This is a genomic window from Streptomyces similanensis (assembly GCF_039543625.1).
Classification (GTDB): domain Bacteria; phylum Actinomycetota; class Actinomycetes; order Streptomycetales; family Streptomycetaceae; genus Streptomyces; species Streptomyces similanensis.
Genome location: NZ_BAABKC010000113.1, coordinates 14934 through 31488, shown reverse-complemented (window position 1 = coordinate 31488; position 16555 = coordinate 14934). Strand labels below are relative to the sequence as shown.

The window sequence follows — 16555 nt, the reverse complement described above, 5'->3', positions numbered from 1 at the left end:
ATTTCCTCGGTGCTTTCCAGGTTCCCGCTTCCGCGTTTCCCTTTCCGGCGGTTCCGACTCTATCAGATCCCTTTCGACCTGATCCCCGGTCAGCGGGGCTGTCTTCCCGGCCCGTTGGGCCGTTCCGACGTCTCAAACCTTAGCGGATCTTCTCGGCGATTCCCAATCGGCTCCTCGCGGATCCGTTCGGGGTCGACGAACTCCATTCGAATTGAATTCGGGGACACCGAATGCAACCCGGCTGGGCGATCGTGCTGGTGGTTTGTTGGCCGCAGGTGCGGCGAAAGGTGTCGCCGCTGAACCGTTACGGCTCGGTGGCAACCCGAAGAACCCTACGGATCGGACAGAGGCGTGTCAAGCGGCGCCTGTCAAGATCTTTTCAGTCGAGGTCGCTGAGCCGGCCGCCGGCGTCCGGCTGGGCGTCCTCCACCCGGCGCAGCAGCCTGGTCAGGACCTCGTCGAACACCGCGCGCTCCGCGGGCGAGAGGTCCTGGAGGAGGTCACCCTCGAAGACCGTCGCCAGGCGCATGGCCTCCAGCCACTTCTCGCGGCCCTCGGGGGTCAGCTCCACGATGACGCGGACCCGGTTGTTCTCGTCGCGCTCCCGGGTGACCAGGCCCTCGCCGACCATGCGGTCGATGCGGTGGGTCATCGCGGCCGGGGTGAGGCCGAGCCGCTTGGCCAGCTCGCTGGGGCCCATCCGATAGGGGGCGCCGGACAGGACGAGGGCCTTGAGGACCTCCCACTCGGCGTTGCTGATGCCGAGCGCGGCGGTCTGCCGGCCGTAGGCGACGTTCATCCGGCGGTTGAGGCGGGAGAGCGCCGAGACGATCTTCTCGACCTGGGGGTCGAGGTCCTGGAACTCGCGCTGGTAGGCGGCGATCTGCTCGTCGAGGGTCGGTTCGCTGCCGATGCCGGGGGTGTCGCCCATGTCCGCAGTATGGCACGAGGCCGCTTGGCGTCGAAGTCCTTCCGGGTGTACAGTTTAGATTCAAAGTTTAGTGTCGAAGTCTTCAGTACTAACTACTGGAGTACGCGAACACACCACCAGTACCTACGTTCTCGAGAGAGGTGAACGTGACCAGGGCGATGGGCGCAGCGATGCGCCGGATCCACGTGGGCAACGCACTCAGCGCGTTCGGGCTCGGCTTCACCGTCCCCTACCTGTACGTCTATGTGGCGCAGGTGCGGGGTCTTGGGGCCATGACGGCGGGCTCGGTGCTCGCTGTCTTCGCCGTGGCCGCGCTGATCGTGCTGCCGTTCGCCGGCCGGGCGATCGTGCGGCGCGGCCCGCTGCCGGTCCTGCTCGCCGCCCTGGTCCTGGCCGCGCTCGGCGCGCTGAGCCTGGGGCTGGCGGGCGGTGCGGCGACCGTGCTGCTGTCGGCGGCGGCGCTGGGCGCCGGTCAGGCGGTCATGCAGCCGGCGCTGGCGACGATGATCGTGGACTGCTCGGACACGGAGACCCGGTCGCGGGCCTTCGCGATGCAGTTCTTCCTGCAGAACCTGGGGCTCGGCGTCGGCGGTCTCATAGGCGGCCATCTCGTCGACACCTCGCGGGTGTCGTCGTTCACGGTGCTGTTCGCGATCGAGGCGGCGGTGTTCGTGCTGCTGGCCGTGGTGATGTCGACGGTGCGGATGCCGCGGGCGCCGCGGGTCGAGGGCGCCCCGGCGGGGTCGTCGGGCCGCGACGGCCGGCGGCAGCTGCTGGGGAACCGGGCCATGGTGCAGCTGTGCGTCCTGGGCTTCGTCCTCTTCTTCGCCTGCTACGGCCAGTTCGAGTCGGGGCTGAGCGCGTACGGCGTGGAGGCGGCCGGGATATCGACGTCGACGCTGGGGACGGCGCTGGCCGCGAACACGCTGATGATCGTGGTCGCGCAGTTCGCGGTGCTGAAGTTCGTCGAGCGGCGGCGGCGGTCGCGGGTGATCGCGGCCGTGGGAGTGATCTGGGCGGTCGCCTGGGCCGCGGCGGCGTACGCGGGGCTCGGGCACGGCAGTCACGCGATGGCGACGGCGGCGTTCGTGTCGACGTACGCGCTGTTCGGTCTGGGTGAGGCGATGCTGTCGCCGACGCTGGCGCCGCTGGTGGCCGATCTGGCGCCGGCCGGTCTCGCGGGGCAGTACAACTCCGCGTTCGCCCTGGTGAAGCAGCTTGCGCTGGCGGTCGGTCCGGCGGTGGGCGGTCCGCTGGCGGCGTCGCTGCCGGGGCCGTATGTGATGGCGTTCCTGCTGTTCGCGCTGGGGGTCACGGTGCTGGCGCTGCGGCTGGGGCGGGTGCTCACGATGGCGCAGGACCATCCGTGGGCGGCGCGGAGCCGGGTGGTGGCGCGCGGCGGGGCGGCCGCGGAGCCGGTGGCCGCGGAGGCCTGACCCCGTCGGGGGCTGCCGGGGCTTCTCCCGGCCGCGGGGGCGTGCCAGTGGGTGCGCTGGGGCGGCCGTCACCTCTTGGTGGCGGCCGCCGTTCGCGTTCCTACGGCTCCTGCTGCCTGGCCGGCAGGGTGAATTCGCACCAGACCGCCTTGCCGCCGCCGGGGGTGCGGCGGGCGCCCCAGCCGGCGGCGATGGTGGCGACGATGGCGATGCCGCGGCCGGACTCGTCGGCCGGTTCGGCGCGGCGACGCCTGGGGAGGTGGTCGTCGCCGTCGGTGACCTCGATGATGAGGCGGCGGTCGGTGCGGCGCAGCCGCAGTCGCATCGGGGGCATGCCGTGCTGGAGGGAGTTGGCGACGAGTTCGCTGGCCGCGAGGACGCCCAGGTCGTGCAGGTCGGGCGGGAAGCGCCAGCTGGCCAGGACGCCGGAGGCGAAGGCACGCGCGCGGGGGGCGGCCTCGACGCCGCCGAGGAGTTCGAGGGCGGCGTTGCGGAAGAGTTCGCCGTCGTGGCCGGTGCGGGCGGGGTGCTGGAGGACGAGGACGGCGACGTCGTCGTCGTGGTCGGCCTGGACGCCGGCCGAGCGGACGAGGCGGTCGCAGACGACCTGGGGGGTGCCGGTGGCGCCGGCCAGGGCGCGTTCGAGTGCGGTGATGCCCTCGTCGAGGTCTTCGTCCCGGCGTTCGACCAGGCCGTCGGTGTAGAGGACGGCGGTGGAGCCGGGGCCGAGCGGGACCGAGCCGGAGGCGTGCACCCAGCCGCCGGTGCCGAGTGGGGGGCCGGTGGGTTCGTCGGCGCGGACGACGGCGCCGCTCTCGTCGCGGACGAGGATCGGCAGATGGCCGGCGGAGGAGTAGACGAGCCGGCCCTCGTTGGGGTCGTGGACGGCGTAGACGCAGGTCGCGATCTGGTTGGCGTCGATCTCGGCGGCGAGGCCGTCGAGGAGTTGCAGGATCTCGTGCGGGGGCAGGTCCATGCGGGCGTAGGCGCGCACGGCGGTGCGCAGCTGGCCCATGACGGCGGCGGCGCGCACTCCTCGGCCCATGACGTCGCCGATGACGAGGGCGGTGCGGCCGCCGCCGAGGGTGATGACGTCGTACCAGTCGCCGCCGACGGCCGCCTCCGTGCCGCCGGGCTGGTAGGTGGCGGCGACGCGCAGGTCGTCGGGTTGTTCCAGCACCTGGGGCAGGAGGGAGCGCTGGAGGGTGACGGCGGTCTCGCGCTGGCGGCGCTCGCTGGCGCGCAGGCGTTCGGCGGCCTCGGCGTGGTCGGTGACGTCGGTGGCGAAGACGAGGACACCGGGGCCGTTGGCGCGGTCGGCGCCGTCGGCTTCGCCGGCCGGGGTGCAGGTGAAGGTGTAGGAGCGGCCGTCGGTGGCCTTGCGGGACTTCAGGGTGCGGGGTCTGCCGCTGCGCAGGACCTGGTCGAGGAGCGGGAGCAGGCCCAGTTCGCGCAGTTCGGGCAGGGCGTCGCGGGCGGGTTCGCCGAGGGGGCGGGCGCCGAAGGCCGCCGTGTAGGCGCCGTTGACGTAGGCGAGGCGGTGGTCGGGGCCGTGGACCAGGGCGACGAGGGCCGGGACGCGGTCGAGGACGTCGCGGGCGGGGAGGGTGTCGACGGCGGGCGCGGGCTCCGCCGGGTCGGCCGGCCGTGCGGCGCGGGCGGCGGGCACGGAGCCGTCGGCGCGCCGCTCCGGGGCGGTGGCGAGGTCGGTCCGCGCCGCCGCGCGGCGCTGCGTTCCGGGGATGCCGGGGAGCCGGGCGCTCCAGCGCGTGAAGTTCACGGATCCTTGCCTCGTGTCGTGTCGTCTCGGGCCGGCTCCGGGCCCGGCCGGGATGGGGGCCGCGCGGCGGGAGCGCGTTGGGCTGCCGCACCGGTCGGTGCGGCGCGGCGGTCGTACGGGGGCGGTGACCGGGGCGCGGCGGCTGTCGCCGCTCGGTCGGGGACAGTGTGGCAGTGTGGCCGCCGCGCGCCGACATCCGTGGGACGCCGGGGCGCGCCCGGGAGTTCCTGGGTTCGGTCAGGACGACTCTTTCGGGTTGATGTTCGGGTCGAGGGGATGTTTTCCACCGGCCGCGAGTTCGAATTCCGCCCTGGGGTGTTCCAGCGAGCCGAGGGACACGATCTCCCGCTTGAAGAGTCCCGCCAGCGTCCATTCCGCGAGGACCCGGGCCTTGCGGTTGACGGTGGGGACCCGGCTGAGGTGGTAGGCGCGGTGCATGAACCAGGCCGGGTAGCCCTTCAGCTTGCGCCCGTACACCTGTGCGACGCCCTTGTGGAGTCCCAGGGAGGCGACCGAGCCGGCGTACTTGTGCGCGTACGTCTGGAGGGGCTCGCCGCGCAGGGCGTGGGCGATGTTGTCGGCGAGGACGCGGGCCTGGCGGACCGCGTGCTGGGCGTTGGGGGCGGTGTCGCGGCCGGGTTCGGCGGCGGTGACGTCGGGGACGGCGGCGGCGTCGCCCGCGGCCCAGGCGTGTTCGGTTCCGTCGACGGTCAGCTGGGCGGTGCACCTGAGCCGGCCGCGCTCGTCGCGGGGCAGGCCGGTGGCGGCGAGGAGGGGGTGCGGTTTGACGCCGGCGGTCCACACGAGGGTCCGGGTCGGGAAGCGCTGGCCGTCGCTGAGGACGGCGACGCGGTCGGCGCAGGACTCCAGGCGGGTGTGCAGCAGGACCTGGATGTTGCGGCGGCGCAGTTCGGTGACGGTGTAGCGGCCCATCTCCTCGCCGACCTCGGGCAGGATGCGGTCCGAGGCCTCGACCAGGATCCACTTCATGTCGGCGGGCTGGATGGTGCGGTAGTAGCGCGTGGCGTAGCAGGCCATGTCCTCCAGTTCGCCGAGCGCTTCCACGCCCGCGTAGCCGCCGCCGACGAAGACGAAGGTGAGGGCGGCGTCGCGGATCTCGGGGTCGCGGGTGGAGGAGGCGATGTCCATCTGCTCGATGACGTGGTTGCGCAGGCCGATGGCCTCCTCGACGGTCTTGAAGCCGATGCCGTAGTCGACGAGGCCGGGGATGGGCAGGGTGCGGGAGACGGAGCCGGGGGCGAGCACGAGTTCGTCGTACGTCAGTTCCTCGGCGCCGCCGCCCTCCTCGGTGGCGAGGGTGGTGACGGTGGCGGTGCGGCGCGCGTGGTCGACGGCGGTCGCCTCACCGACGATGACGCGGCACTGGTCGAGGACGCGGCGCAGCGGCACGACGACGTGCCGGGGGGAGATCGCGCCGGCCGCCGCTTCGGGCAGGAAGGGCTGGTACGTCATATAAGGGTCGGGAGTGACGACCGTGATCTCGGCCTCGCCCCGTCTCAACTCCTGCTTCAGCCGCTGTTGCAGGCGCAGGGCCGTGTACATCCCGACGTAGCCGCCGCCGACAACGAGAATGCGCGCACGTTCCTTCACCATCCCATGACGCACCCGTGACCGTCGTTTGTCCACAGGCCCGACGATTCGGGTGCCGGCGCCGCGGTGTGCGCCGGGGTTGGCCGAATCCGCGAAGCGGAGGTGATGAGCGCAGGTCAGCGGGGGTGAGTGGGGGCGCGTGGGCGGATGCAATCCGGGCGTTTGCGACCCGTACTCCGATCGGGGGGCGCTCCGGGCGGAACCTGCCCCTTCTGAATTGACTCCCGCTCAACTATGTTCGTGTCGACGGGGTGTAGGGGATGGGGACGGACGAGTCCGCGGGATCTCACCGGATCTCGGGGACGGACTCGATCGTGCGTGATTCCCGTTTCCGCGCACCTCGCCTTCAGTGACGGGGAGTGTCTCCGGGGGGAGACGTCATTACCGGGGGAACAGTCATGCACATTCAGGACACTCATTGGTCGACCGCGTCCGCCGTCACGACCGGCGGCGCTGTGCTGGGCACGGCGGCCGGCGGGCGCGGGGACGAGTCCCGGGCGGCGCGGACCACGCCGCTGCGGGTGGACGCGCAGCGCAACCTGGAGCATGTGCTCAGGGCGGCGCGCGAGGTCTTCGGCGAGCTGGGGTACGGCGCGCCGATGGAGGACGTGGCGCGGCGCGCGCGGGTCGGCGTCGGCACGGTGTACCGGCGCTTTCCGAGCAAGGACGTCCTGGTGCGGCGGATAGCCGAGGAGGAGACCTCCCGGCTGACCGACCAGGCGCGGGCCGCGCTCGGCCAGGAGGACGACGCGTGGGCGGCGCTCTCGCGCTTCCTGCGCACGTCGGTGGCGTCCGGGGCCGGGCGGCTGCTGCCGCCGCAGGTGCTGCGGGTCGGCGTCGCCGAGGAGCACGCCGACGGCGCGGCCGGGCCGGACGGCGCCCGGCTGCCGCAGCAGCGGACCCAGCCCGGTTCGGGAGAGCTGCGGCTGGTGGCCGACGGGGCCGCGCTCGCGGCGGATCCCGCGCTCGACGACGCGGGGGCGGCGGCGCTGCTGGAGGTCGTGGGGCGGCTGGTGGAGCGGGCCCGCGCGGCGGGCGAACTGCGGCCGGACGTGTCGGTGTCGGACGTGCTGCTGGTCATCGCGACGGCGGCGCCCTCGCTCCCCGACCCGGCCCAGCAGGCGGCCGCCTCGGCCCGCCTCCTGGACATCCTCCTGGAGGGCCTGCGGTCCCGCCCGGCGTAAGGGGCGGCGCGGTCGGCGCGTCGGGCTCCGCGTGAGGTACGGCGGGCTGCGGAGCGGCGCGTTGCGGAGCGGCGGGCTGTGGATCGGCGAGTTGCGGGCCGGTGGCCGGCGGAATGCCGCTCACCGGTCTCCGGCCGGCGGTACGTCGGCTGGGTGACGGCACACGCTTGACGGTTGACGCCGCCGCTCGACGGGAGCGGCGTTGACGGCACGGCTCGACGTCACCGGCCCTGGCCGACGCCTACGCCGTGCCTCGACACGACCCGTACGGCGCGAAGCGGCGGGTTGTCTCGGGGCAGGTTGTTCGGCCGCCGGAGGCCAGGGCGTCGCGCTGGCGGACGATGCCGGCCGGGACCCCTCGGCCCCTGAACGTGCGGGCCGAAGCAGGTGGCACCGCACGGCCGCTGACGGCGAAGACCTCACTGAACCGACGCCGGTCGGCCGCTGGCCGTGTGGGTCGACGGGGGCGGGGCGTTCGGGGGCGGTGGGGCGTCTCGGGGTGGGGTGTTCAGCTGCCGGAGGCCAGGGCGTCGCGTTGGGGGGCGATGCCGGCCGGGACCGCGCGGGCGCGGGCCGGGGTGCCGGTCCAGCAGGTGCCCCGGCGGGCGAGCAGGCGGCGCAGCCACATCTCCAGGGCGACCAGGTCCGCCAGGCCGTCCAGGGGCAGCGGCTCGCCCTGGGCCGCCGCGCGCAGGGCCTTGCGGACCACCCGCGCCTCCACGAGCCCCGCCTCCGCGAGCAGCGGGGTGGCGAACAGGTCGATCAGGCCGTCCACGGCCACCCGCAGTCCCGCCCGGGCCGCGACGGCCGCCGGGGCGTGCGAGGGCGCGCCCCAGCCAGGCGGCAGTTCGCCGACTCCGGCGCCCTCCAGGACCGTGCGCAGGATGGCCGCGCGGGCCCCCGGCTGGACGCGCAGGGCCTCCGGCAGGGCGCGGCAGGCGCGGACGACCTGGTTGTCGAGGAACGGGGTGTGCAGCCGCTGGGAGCGGATCTCGGCGGCCTGTTCCAGGACGCGCAGGTCCGCGGCGCAGCGCGCCAGCGCGGCCCGTGCGCGGTGGTCGCCCGGCCGCTGGCCGGGGCCGGCGCCGGGCCGGGTCGTCGCGCCCTGGAGGCGAACCGATACTTCAGCCAGCGCCTCACCGGTCAGCCACCGTGCGGCCGGGCCGGGCCCGCCCCAGGTGAGCGCGGCCAGCGACGCCCCGACCGCGCCCGCGGGCTCGTCGAAGCGGCGGTGCAGCAGCCGGTCGGCCAGCCCCTCCAGGCCGGAGCGGTAGGGCGTGCGGGCCAGCCGCCGGGCCGCGCCGTAGACCCGCGCGGGCACCAGGACCGAGCCGTCGGCTCTGGTGAGGGCGGCGACGGGGCGGACCAGGTGGCGCCGTTTGCGGTCCATCAGGAGGTCGGCCAGGCGCGCGGGATGCGCGTCGAGCACCTGGCGGGCGCCGTAGCCGGTGAAGTGGTCGGCGCTGCCCGCGGCCAGCCGGGCGCGGTGCCGGGCCGCCGTGACCAGGGACGGGCCGGGCTCGTCGGTGAGCGGGCCGTCCAGGTCGACGTAGGGCAGGACGTCCTCGCCGCCGGTGACGACCACGTGGTGCAGGCGCGGGTTGGCGGCGAGGGTCCCGGCCCGTTCGAGTTCCGCCTCGCGGCCGCCGACGGCGAGGTCGTTGAAGGTGACGGCGAGCAGGCGTTCGCCGGCGCCGGTGCCGTGGCCCAGGAGCGTGCCGGGGTTGCCCGGCAGGCCGGCGGCCAGCAGGGCGAGCGTGCCCGAGGCCGGGCCGCCGGACAGGTCGGCGCCGATCCCGGGCACCGGCATCCCGCGGGCCGCGCGGCGCTCGGCCGGGCCCATGCCGGGCACCGGGCCGGGGTCGATGTCGGGCACGTGCCGGGGCGCGGAGAGGCGGGCCCGGACGGCCTCGACCAGGGCGTCGCGCACCGCGTCGACCGCGCTGTCGGGGTCGGCGGGGGGCGCGGCGACGGCGAGCGAGGCGACCGGCTCGTACCCGGCGACCTCGCGCGCCCCGGCCCGCAGGATCAGGGCGTGCCCCGGAGGGATGCGCCGGACGCCCTCGTAGGGCGTGGAGTCGGCGAGCGCGGCCGGTACGTCGGGAGCGGCGAGCAGGGCGGCCAGGTGCCCGAAGTCGAGGTTGGCCTCGACGAGGTCGGCCAGCGGCAGCGCGGCCGTCGCGTAGGCCGTGCCGCCGGCCCAGGGGGTGTGGAACACCGGGCGCGCGCCCGCGAGGTCGCCGCAGACGGTGATGCGGCGGCCCACCTGGACGACGGCCGTGTAACTGCCGGGCCAGGCGGTCAGATGCCGCAGTGCGCCCCCGCGCGCCGCGAACAGGCCGATGCGCAGCTGTTCGTCGGAGGCGCCGCAGGTGCCGAGCACCGCGACCCTGGTCTGCGCGTCGGCCTGCACCAGGCGGACCTCGTCGGGCCGCCAGTCGCCGACCGCCCACAGCGGATCGGGATCGCTCCACAGGAGCTGGGAGCCCACCGGCTGCACGGTCTCGCCGTCGTACCCGGTGGCGCCGGCGGAACCGATCCGGTCGGCGCCCGCGGCGGCGCTGCTCCACCCCACCAACCACCGCATCGACGCCTCCACGGACCGCGGACAACCAGGTGCACCGTTCGAACCGGTCACCATGCTGCCACGAAGGAAGCGCGCCGGAGGGGAGGCGGAGCCGCCTCGGGCCCGCGGTGCGCGCCTTCGCGCGCCGACCGCGTCGATGGCGCGCCGACGGCGAACGGCCGTACCGGGCAAGGTCGTCGCGACCTGAATGCGCCCCCTGATGCGCTCCCCGCGATACTCCGCGCGCCGTCAAGTGCCATGGTGGGGACGGAATTAGGTGACGGGACGATGGGGCTATTTTCAGCCAAATCGGAGTTCGGCGAACTGGCGTGCGCACGCTCCGTACACGCGCGGCGCGGCAGCCGGCAACGCACGGTCCGGGAGGCGGAGTTCGCCTCCCGGACCGGTCCGCCGCCCGCGGGGATGTAGGCGGCGGTGTCCCCCAGCCCACTGGATCCAGTACAGCGGGCCGACCCACGCAGGACCATGCAACAGCCGCTCCGGTGGCCGGAGTAGAGCGCACGCACGGGCGCACGGCCACACATCGGGAGCACGCCGGCACCCTGCGTGCAGGCTCCGTACTCCCGTGCGGACCACAATCCCGCCATCCGGAAGAATGCCCCTTAACGCTTGGGATGCGGCGAACTACGCTGGGTTTACGAATGCCGCGTGGTTATGCCAGCGCGGCAGCCGTCTGTGTCGAGGGGTGGCGCATGTCCAGGGAGCAACGCGGGCCGAACGAGAAACTCGGCGCCGTTCTCGCCCTCGCGGGAATCAGCAACGCAGGGCTCGCACGGCGCGTCAACGACCTCGGCGCCCAGCGCGGTTTGACACTTCGCTACGACAAGACGTCGGTGGCGCGCTGGGTCTCGAAGGGGATGGTGCCGCAGGGCGCGGCGCCGCACCTCATCGCCGCCGCCATCGGCCAGAAGCTCGGCCGCCCGGTGCCGCTGCACGAGATCGGCCTGGCGGACGCGGACCCCGCGCCCGAGGTGGGCCTCGCCTTCCCCCGGGACGTCGCCCAGGCGGTGCGGTCGGCGACCGAGCTGTACCGGCTGGACCTGGCCGGGCGCCGGGCCGGCTCCGGCGGCATCTGGCAGTCGCTGGCCGGCTCGTTCGCCGTGACCGCGTACGCCACTCCCGCCTCCCGGTGGCTGATAACCCCGGCCGACAGCTCGGTGGCACGCGAGGCGAACACGGCGGAGGGCTCGGGCGCACCGCTGAAAGTCGGCCACAGCGACGTCGGGAAGCTGCGCGAGGCCGCCGAGGACGCCAGGCGCTGGGACTCCAAGTACGGGGGCGGCGACTGGCGTTCGTCGATGGTCCCGGAGTGTCTGCGGGTGGAGGCGGCGCCGCTGCTGCTCGGCTCGTACTCCGACGAGGTCGGCAGGGCCCTGTTCGGCGCGTCCGCCGAGCTGACCCGGCTGGCCGGCTGGATGGCCTTCGACACCGGCCAGCAGGAGGCCGCGCAGCGCTACTACATCCAGGCGCTGCGGCTGGCCCGCGCGGCGGCCGACGTGCCCCTGGGGGGCTACGTCCTGGCGTCGATGTCCCTCCAGGCGACCTACCGCGGCTTCGGCGACGAGGGCGTCGACCTCGCGCAGGCCGCCCTGGAGCGCAACCGCGGCCTGGCCACGGCCCGCACCATGAGCTTCTTCCGCCTCGTGGAGGCACGCGCCCACGCGCGCGCCGGGGACGCCCAGGCGGCCGGCGCGGCCCTGAAGGCGGCCGAGGGCTGGCTGGAGCGCTCCCGGGAGGGCGACAACGACCCCTCCTGGCTGGGCTTCTACGGCTACGACCGGTTCGCCGCCGACGCCGCCGAGTGCTACCGCGACCTGAAGGCGCCCCGCCAGGTCCGCCGCTTCACCGAGCAGGCGCTGTCGAAGCCGACGGAGGAGTTCGTGCGCTCGCACGGCCTCCGGCTCGTCGTCTCCGCGGTCGCCGAACTGGAGTCGGGCAACCTGGACGCGGCCTGCGAGCAGGGCGTGCGGGCGGTGGAGGTCGCCGGGCGCATCTCCTCGGCGCGCACCATGGAGTACGTCAGGGACCTCCTGCACCGGCTGGAGCCCTACGGCGACGAACCCCGCGTGGCCGAGCTGCGCGAACGGGCCCGGCCGCTGCTGGTGACCCCCGCCTAGCCGGCAGCCGTCCGCCTCGGGGCGCCCGGAGGGCGTCCGCCACCCGGGTTCGCGGGCATTGTCAGTGGCACGGTGCACTATCGAGGCGGGAGGTGGAGCGGATGCGGCCGAGGATCGCTCACGACTGCGACGTGCTGGTGGTCGGCGGCGGGATCGTCGGGCTGTCGACGGCGTACGCGATCACGCGCGCCGCGCCGGGCACCCGCGTGACCGTGCTGGAGAAGGAGCCGGGCCCGGCCCGGCACCAGACGGGACGCAACAGCGGGGTGATCCACAGCGGGATCTACTACCGGCCGGGCTCCCTCAAGGCGCGGTACGCGGTGCGGGGCGCGGCCGAGATGGTCAAGTTCTGCGCCGAGTACGGCGTCGCGCACGCCGTCACCGGCAAGCTGATCGTCGCGACCTCGCGCGCCGAGCTGCCCCGGCTGCACGCCCTGGTGCAGCGCGGCCGGGAGAACGACATCCCGGTGCGCGAGCTGGGCGCCGCGCAGATCGCGGAGTACGAGCCCGAGGTGCGCGGACTGGCCGCGATCCACGTGGGCACGACCGGAATCTGCGACTACACCGACGTGGCCCGGCACCTGGCCGACGCCTCCGGCGCGGAGATCCGCTACGGGGCGCGGGTCGTCCAGGTGGACCGCCGCCCGCGGCTGGGGGTGGCCGTCCGCACCGCGCGCGGGGACGTCGTGCGCGGGCGGGTGCTGGTGAACTGCGCGGGGCTGCACTGCGACGAGGTGGCGCGGCTGACCGGCGACGACCCGGGGATGCGGATCGTGCCGTTCCGCGGGGAGTACTACGAGCTGGCGCGGCCGGAGCTGGTGCGGGGCCTGGTGTATCCGGTGCCGGACCCGGCGTTCCCGTTCCTCGGCGTGCACCTCACCCGCGGGATCGACGGCGGCGTGCACGTCGGGCCCAACGCGGTGCCGGCGCTGGCCCGCGAGGGGTACGGGTGGGGGGTCGTACGGCCCCGGGAGCTGGCCGGGACGCTCGGCTGGCCGGGCTCGTGGCGGATCGCCCGGCGGCACTGGCGGTACGGGGCCGGGGAGCTGCGGCGGTCGGTGTCCAAGGGGGCGTTCACGCAGGCGGTGCGCAGGCTCCTGCCGGAGGTGGCGGACGGGGATCTGGTGCCGGCCGCCGCGGGCGTGCGGGCGCAGGCGGTGCTGCGGGACGGGACGCTGGTGGACGACTTCCTGATCCGGGAGGGGGCGCGGGCGGTGCACGTGCTGAACGCGCCGTCGCCGGCGGCCACGGCGTCGCTGCCGATCGGACGCGAGGTCGCCCGCCGGGCGCTGTCGGCCCTGGCGCAGGGGTGAGGGTCTCCCCCCGGAGGGTCCCCGCCCCTGCCCGGCCCGTCCCTGCCCGGCCCGTCCCTGGGGGCTGCCGCTCCCGGACCCCCGCTGTCGGCCCGAACGGCCTCGTCCTCACCCGCCGGACGGGCTGCTTCGCTCGACCGGGTCGTAAAATCGGTGGCACTGTGTCTGAGTCCTTGAAGCTTTCTCCCGCCCGTCAGCCCGCACCCGACGCCGACGGCGCCGTTCCGCTCGGCCGGCCCAAGGGGGAGCCCCGCTTCCCCGACGGCCCCCAGGCCGATCCGGCCGGATCGCACTTCGAGCGGCGGATCCGGAGTTTCCAGCCCCGGCGCAGCCGGGTCACCACCGGGCAGGCGGAGGCGCTCCAGCGGCTGTGGTCCCGGTGGGGGCTGGACATCGACGGACAGCGGGTCCTGGACCTGGCCGAGCTGTTCGGCGACCGCCGCCCCGTCGTGCTGGAGATCGGGTTCGGGATGGGCGAGGCCACCGCGAAGATGGCGGCCGCCGACCCGGACACCGGCATCCTGGCCGTCGACGTCCACACGCCCGGTCAGGGCAACCTGCTGGCCCTCGCCGAACGCACCGGCCTCGGCAACGTCCGGGTCGCCAACGGCGACGCGATCATCCTGCTGCGCGAGATGCTCACCCCGGACTCCCTCGACGGCCTGCGCGTCTACTTCCCCGACCCCTGGCCCAAGAAGCGGCACCACAAGCGGCGGCTGATCCAGCCGGAGTTCCTGACGCTGGCCGCCGCCCGGCTGCGGCCCGGGGCGATCGTGCACTGCGCGACCGACTGGGAGCCGTACGCCGAACAGATGCTCGACGTGCTGACCGCGCACCCCGCCTTCGAGAACACCCGCGCCGACGGCGGCTTCGCCCCCCGCCCCGGCTTCCGCCCCCTGACCCGGTTCGAGGGCCAGGGCCTGGAGAAGGGGCACGTGGTGAACGACCTGCTCTTTCGCCGCGTACCCCACGACGAGCAGCAGCGATAGCACGAGACCGCACAGGACCGCACCGCCCGCGCCCGGACCTCGATACCCCGTCGCGGGCGGTCCCCTCCCTCGTTAGGGTCAATCACGTGGTCACCAGTCCCCCGTACCCGACGCATCCCAGCGGTCCCGCCCCCGTCGGCGGCCCACCGCGGCACGCCCACTGGTGGCAGAAACGGTGGGTGCGGTACGGCGCCCTGGCCGCCCTGCTGGCGCTGTCCGGGCTCGTCATCCTCGCCCTCGTACGGCGGCAGACCGGCACCGAGGGTCTCCTGGTCGGACTGGGCCTGGCCGTGCTGCCGGTGCCGCTGCTGACGGCCGCGTTCCGCTGGCTGGACCGCGTCGACCCGGGACCCTGGCGCAACATGGTGTTCGCGTTCGCGTGGGGCGCCTGCGCCGCGGCGCTCATCGCCATCGTCGCCAACAGCTTCGCGACGAAGTGGATCGCCACGGCGACCGCCGACCCGGCCGGGGCGGACACCCTGGGCGCGACGGTGATAGCCCCGATCGTGGAGGAGTCCGCGAAGGCCGCCGCCGTGCTGCTGGTCTTCCTCTTCCGCAGACGCGACTTCACCGGCATCGTCGACGGGGTGGTGATAGCCGGGGTGACCGCGACCGGCTTCGCGTTCACCGAGAACATCCTCTACCTCGGCACCGCCTTCGGCGCCGACCAGATGACCGGCGGCCGGGGCATCGCCTCCGTCACCGCGGCCACCTTCTTCGTGCGCGTGGTGATGTCGCCCTTCGCGCACCCGCTGTTCACCGTCTTCACCGGCATCGGCTTCGGCATCGCCGCGTCCCTGTCCGCCGAGCGCCACCGGGTGCGCCGCGCCCTGCTGCCGCCGGCCGGACTGCTGCTGGCGATGGGCATGCACGCCTTCTGGAACAGCTCCTCGACCTTCGGCGAGTACGGCTTCTTCGCGGTCTACGGCGCCTTCATGCTGCCCGCCCTCGGGCTGCTGACCTGGCTGGTGGTCTGGACCCGCCAGCGGGAGCTGCGCACGGTGCGCGAGGAGTTGCCCGCGTACGCCGCCGCCGGGTGGCTGACCCCCGCCGAGCCGTTCGCCCTCGGGTCCATGCGGGCCCGCCGGGTGGCCCGCGAGTACGCCGGCCGGCACCTGGGCAAGCCCGCGGCGCGCACCGTCGCCCAGTACGAGGCGTACGCGACCTCGCTGGCGTTCCTGCGCCGCCGCGGCCGCCTCGGCCGGGCCGGCGCCGGCTTCGCCGCCCGCGAGCAGGAGCTGCTGCACGCGATGTGGCGCGGCCGCGAGGTGGCGCGGCCCGCGCTCGACCACGCGGCCCGGATGACCGCGCCGCCGGTGCGGGTGGTCGCCCCGCCGTGGCCGGTCCTCGGCGTGTACGGCCAGTCCCAGCGCTACGGCGCCCCGCACCCCCACCCGCGCCCCCAGGGCCCCGGCCCCGGTGCGCACGGGTACGGGTATCCGCAGAGCGGTCCGGTCGCGCCCGGGGCGGCGCAGGGGTACGGGTCGTACGGCGCCGCCGGCGCGGCTCCGGCGCCGTACCCCGCGTACAACCCCTACCGGACGCAACCCTGATCTGAGCCGGTCGTCCGGATCGGATCGGATCACCCGGATCGGATCGCCCGGGTCGGATCGCCCGGGTCGGATCGTCCGGTCAGGCGGATGCCTGGGTCAGCTTGCCGATCTCGTCGTCCGTCAGCCGCAGTCCGGCGACGGCGAGCAGGGCCGGGAGCTGCTCCACGGTCCGCGCCGAGGCGATCGGGGCGGCCACCGTCGGCTGGGCCGCGAGCCAGGCCAGGGCCACCGTGGCGACCTCGGCGTCATGGGCCCGGGCGACCTCGTCGAGGGCGGTAAGGACCTTCTGGCCGCGCTCGGTCGCCAGGTGCTTGGCGGCGCCCTCGGCCCGTGCGCTGTCCACCGTCGCGCCCGGCCGGTACTTGCCGGTCAGGAAGCCGGAGGCCAGCGCGAAGTACGGCATCGCGGCCAGGCCGGCCCGCTCGGCGAGGTCCCGCAGCTCTCCCTCGTAGGTGTCGCGCGAGACGAGGTTGTAGTGCGGCTGGAGCGCCACGTAGCGGGCCAGGCCCTCGCGCTCGGAGAACTCCAGGGACGCCTTCAGGCGCTCGGCGGAGATGTTGGAGGCGCCGATCTGGCGCACCTTGCCCGCCCTCACCAGCTCGTCCAGGGCGCCGATGATCTCCTCGACGGGCACCTCGGGCTGGTCGAAGTGGGTGTAGTACAGGTCGATGTGGTCGGTGCCGAGCCGCTTGAGGGAGGCGTCGGCGGCGGCCTTGATGTTGGCGGCGGACAGGCCCTTGAAGTCGGGGTGCTGGCTGACCTTGGTGGCGATGACGACGTCGGAGCGGTTGCCGCGCTCCTTGATCCACTCGCCGATGATCGTCTCGGACTCGCCGCCGTGGTTGCCCTCGATCCACGCGGAGTAGGAGTCGGCGGTGTCCACGAAGTTGCCGCCGGCCGCCGCGTAGGCGTCGAGCACGGCGAAGGACCGGTTCCGGTCGGCGGTCCAGCCGAAGACGTTGCCGCCGAGGGCGAGCGGGAAGACCTCGAGGTCGGACTGGCCGAGCTTGCGAAGAGAAGTCATGTACGACATCAACGGCCATGGCAGAGCGGC

The 16555-nt window shown here is 74.4% G+C and carries 11 protein-coding genes; 6 read left to right on the top strand and 5 right to left on the bottom strand.

Features of this window, described 5'->3' with window-relative positions; all coding sequences use genetic code 11:
• Positions 1-379 precede the first annotated feature (379 nt).
• Complete coding sequence (locus ABEB07_RS32590) at positions 380-931, bottom strand: MarR family winged helix-turn-helix transcriptional regulator (RefSeq protein ID WP_164588235.1); 552 nt, start codon at positions 929-931, stop codon at positions 380-382.
• A 170-nt stretch (positions 932-1101) separates the two neighbouring features.
• Between ABEB07_RS32590 and ABEB07_RS32585 the strand changes: the two genes are divergently transcribed.
• A complete protein-coding gene (locus ABEB07_RS32585; protein ID WP_345671655.1) occupies positions 1102-2367 on the top strand; it encodes an MFS transporter in 1266 nt (421 codons plus the stop codon).
• A 100-nt stretch (positions 2368-2467) separates the two neighbouring features.
• Here ABEB07_RS32585 and ABEB07_RS32580 read toward each other — a convergent pair whose 3' ends face one another.
• The gene (locus ABEB07_RS32580; RefSeq protein WP_345671652.1) at positions 2468-4147 is read right to left on the bottom strand and encodes an ATP-binding SpoIIE family protein phosphatase; all 1680 of its coding nucleotides are present in this window, start codon (positions 4145-4147) and stop codon (positions 2468-2470) included.
• 237 nt (positions 4148-4384) lie between these two features.
• Entirely contained in the window at positions 4385-5761 is a 1377-nt protein-coding gene (locus ABEB07_RS32575; RefSeq protein ID WP_345671651.1) for an NAD(P)/FAD-dependent oxidoreductase, read from the bottom strand.
• Between the two features lie 395 nt (positions 5762-6156).
• On the opposite strand from ABEB07_RS32575, the gene ABEB07_RS32570 reads away from it, so the two are divergent.
• Positions 6157-6942 (top strand): TetR/AcrR family transcriptional regulator, encoded by a 786-nt coding sequence (locus ABEB07_RS32570; RefSeq protein WP_176149567.1) that lies wholly within the window; start codon positions 6157-6159, stop codon positions 6940-6942.
• 508 nt (positions 6943-7450) lie between these two features.
• Here the strand turns inward: ABEB07_RS32570 and ABEB07_RS32565 are convergent.
• Positions 7451-9529, bottom strand: a complete 2079-nt coding sequence (locus ABEB07_RS32565) for an asparagine synthase-related protein (RefSeq protein ID WP_176149568.1) — start codon at positions 9527-9529, stop codon at positions 7451-7453.
• Between the two features lie 692 nt (positions 9530-10221).
• On the opposite strand from ABEB07_RS32565, the gene ABEB07_RS32560 reads away from it, so the two are divergent.
• The 4 genes from ABEB07_RS32560 to ABEB07_RS32545 all read left to right on the top strand — a co-directional run bounded on the left by ABEB07_RS32560 (position 10222) and on the right by ABEB07_RS32545 (position 15501).
• Complete coding sequence (locus ABEB07_RS32560; protein ID WP_176149569.1) at positions 10222-11646, top strand: MFS transporter; 1425 nt, start codon at positions 10222-10224, stop codon at positions 11644-11646.
• Positions 11647-11747: 101 nt separating this feature from the next.
• The gene (gene lhgO / locus ABEB07_RS32555) at positions 11748-12959 is read left to right on the top strand and encodes an L-2-hydroxyglutarate oxidase (protein WP_345671650.1); all 1212 of its coding nucleotides are present in this window, start codon (positions 11748-11750) and stop codon (positions 12957-12959) included.
• A gap of 161 nt (positions 12960-13120) precedes the next feature.
• A complete protein-coding gene (gene trmB, locus ABEB07_RS32550; protein WP_176149571.1) occupies positions 13121-13948 on the top strand; it encodes a tRNA (guanosine(46)-N7)-methyltransferase TrmB in 828 nt (275 codons plus the stop codon).
• An 86-nt stretch (positions 13949-14034) separates the two neighbouring features.
• Positions 14035-15501: a PrsW family intramembrane metalloprotease gene (locus ABEB07_RS32545; protein WP_345671648.1), complete on the top strand. Its 1467-nt coding sequence runs from the start codon at positions 14035-14037 to the stop codon at positions 15499-15501.
• A gap of 79 nt (positions 15502-15580) precedes the next feature.
• Here the strand turns inward: ABEB07_RS32545 and ABEB07_RS32540 are convergent, their stop codons facing one another.
• Positions 15581-16525 carry an aldo/keto reductase gene (locus tag ABEB07_RS32540; RefSeq protein WP_345671647.1) on the bottom strand — a complete coding sequence of 315 codons (945 nt, stop codon included), beginning with the start codon at positions 16523-16525 and terminating at the stop codon, positions 15581-15583.
• Positions 16526-16555: the final 30 nt, after the last annotated feature.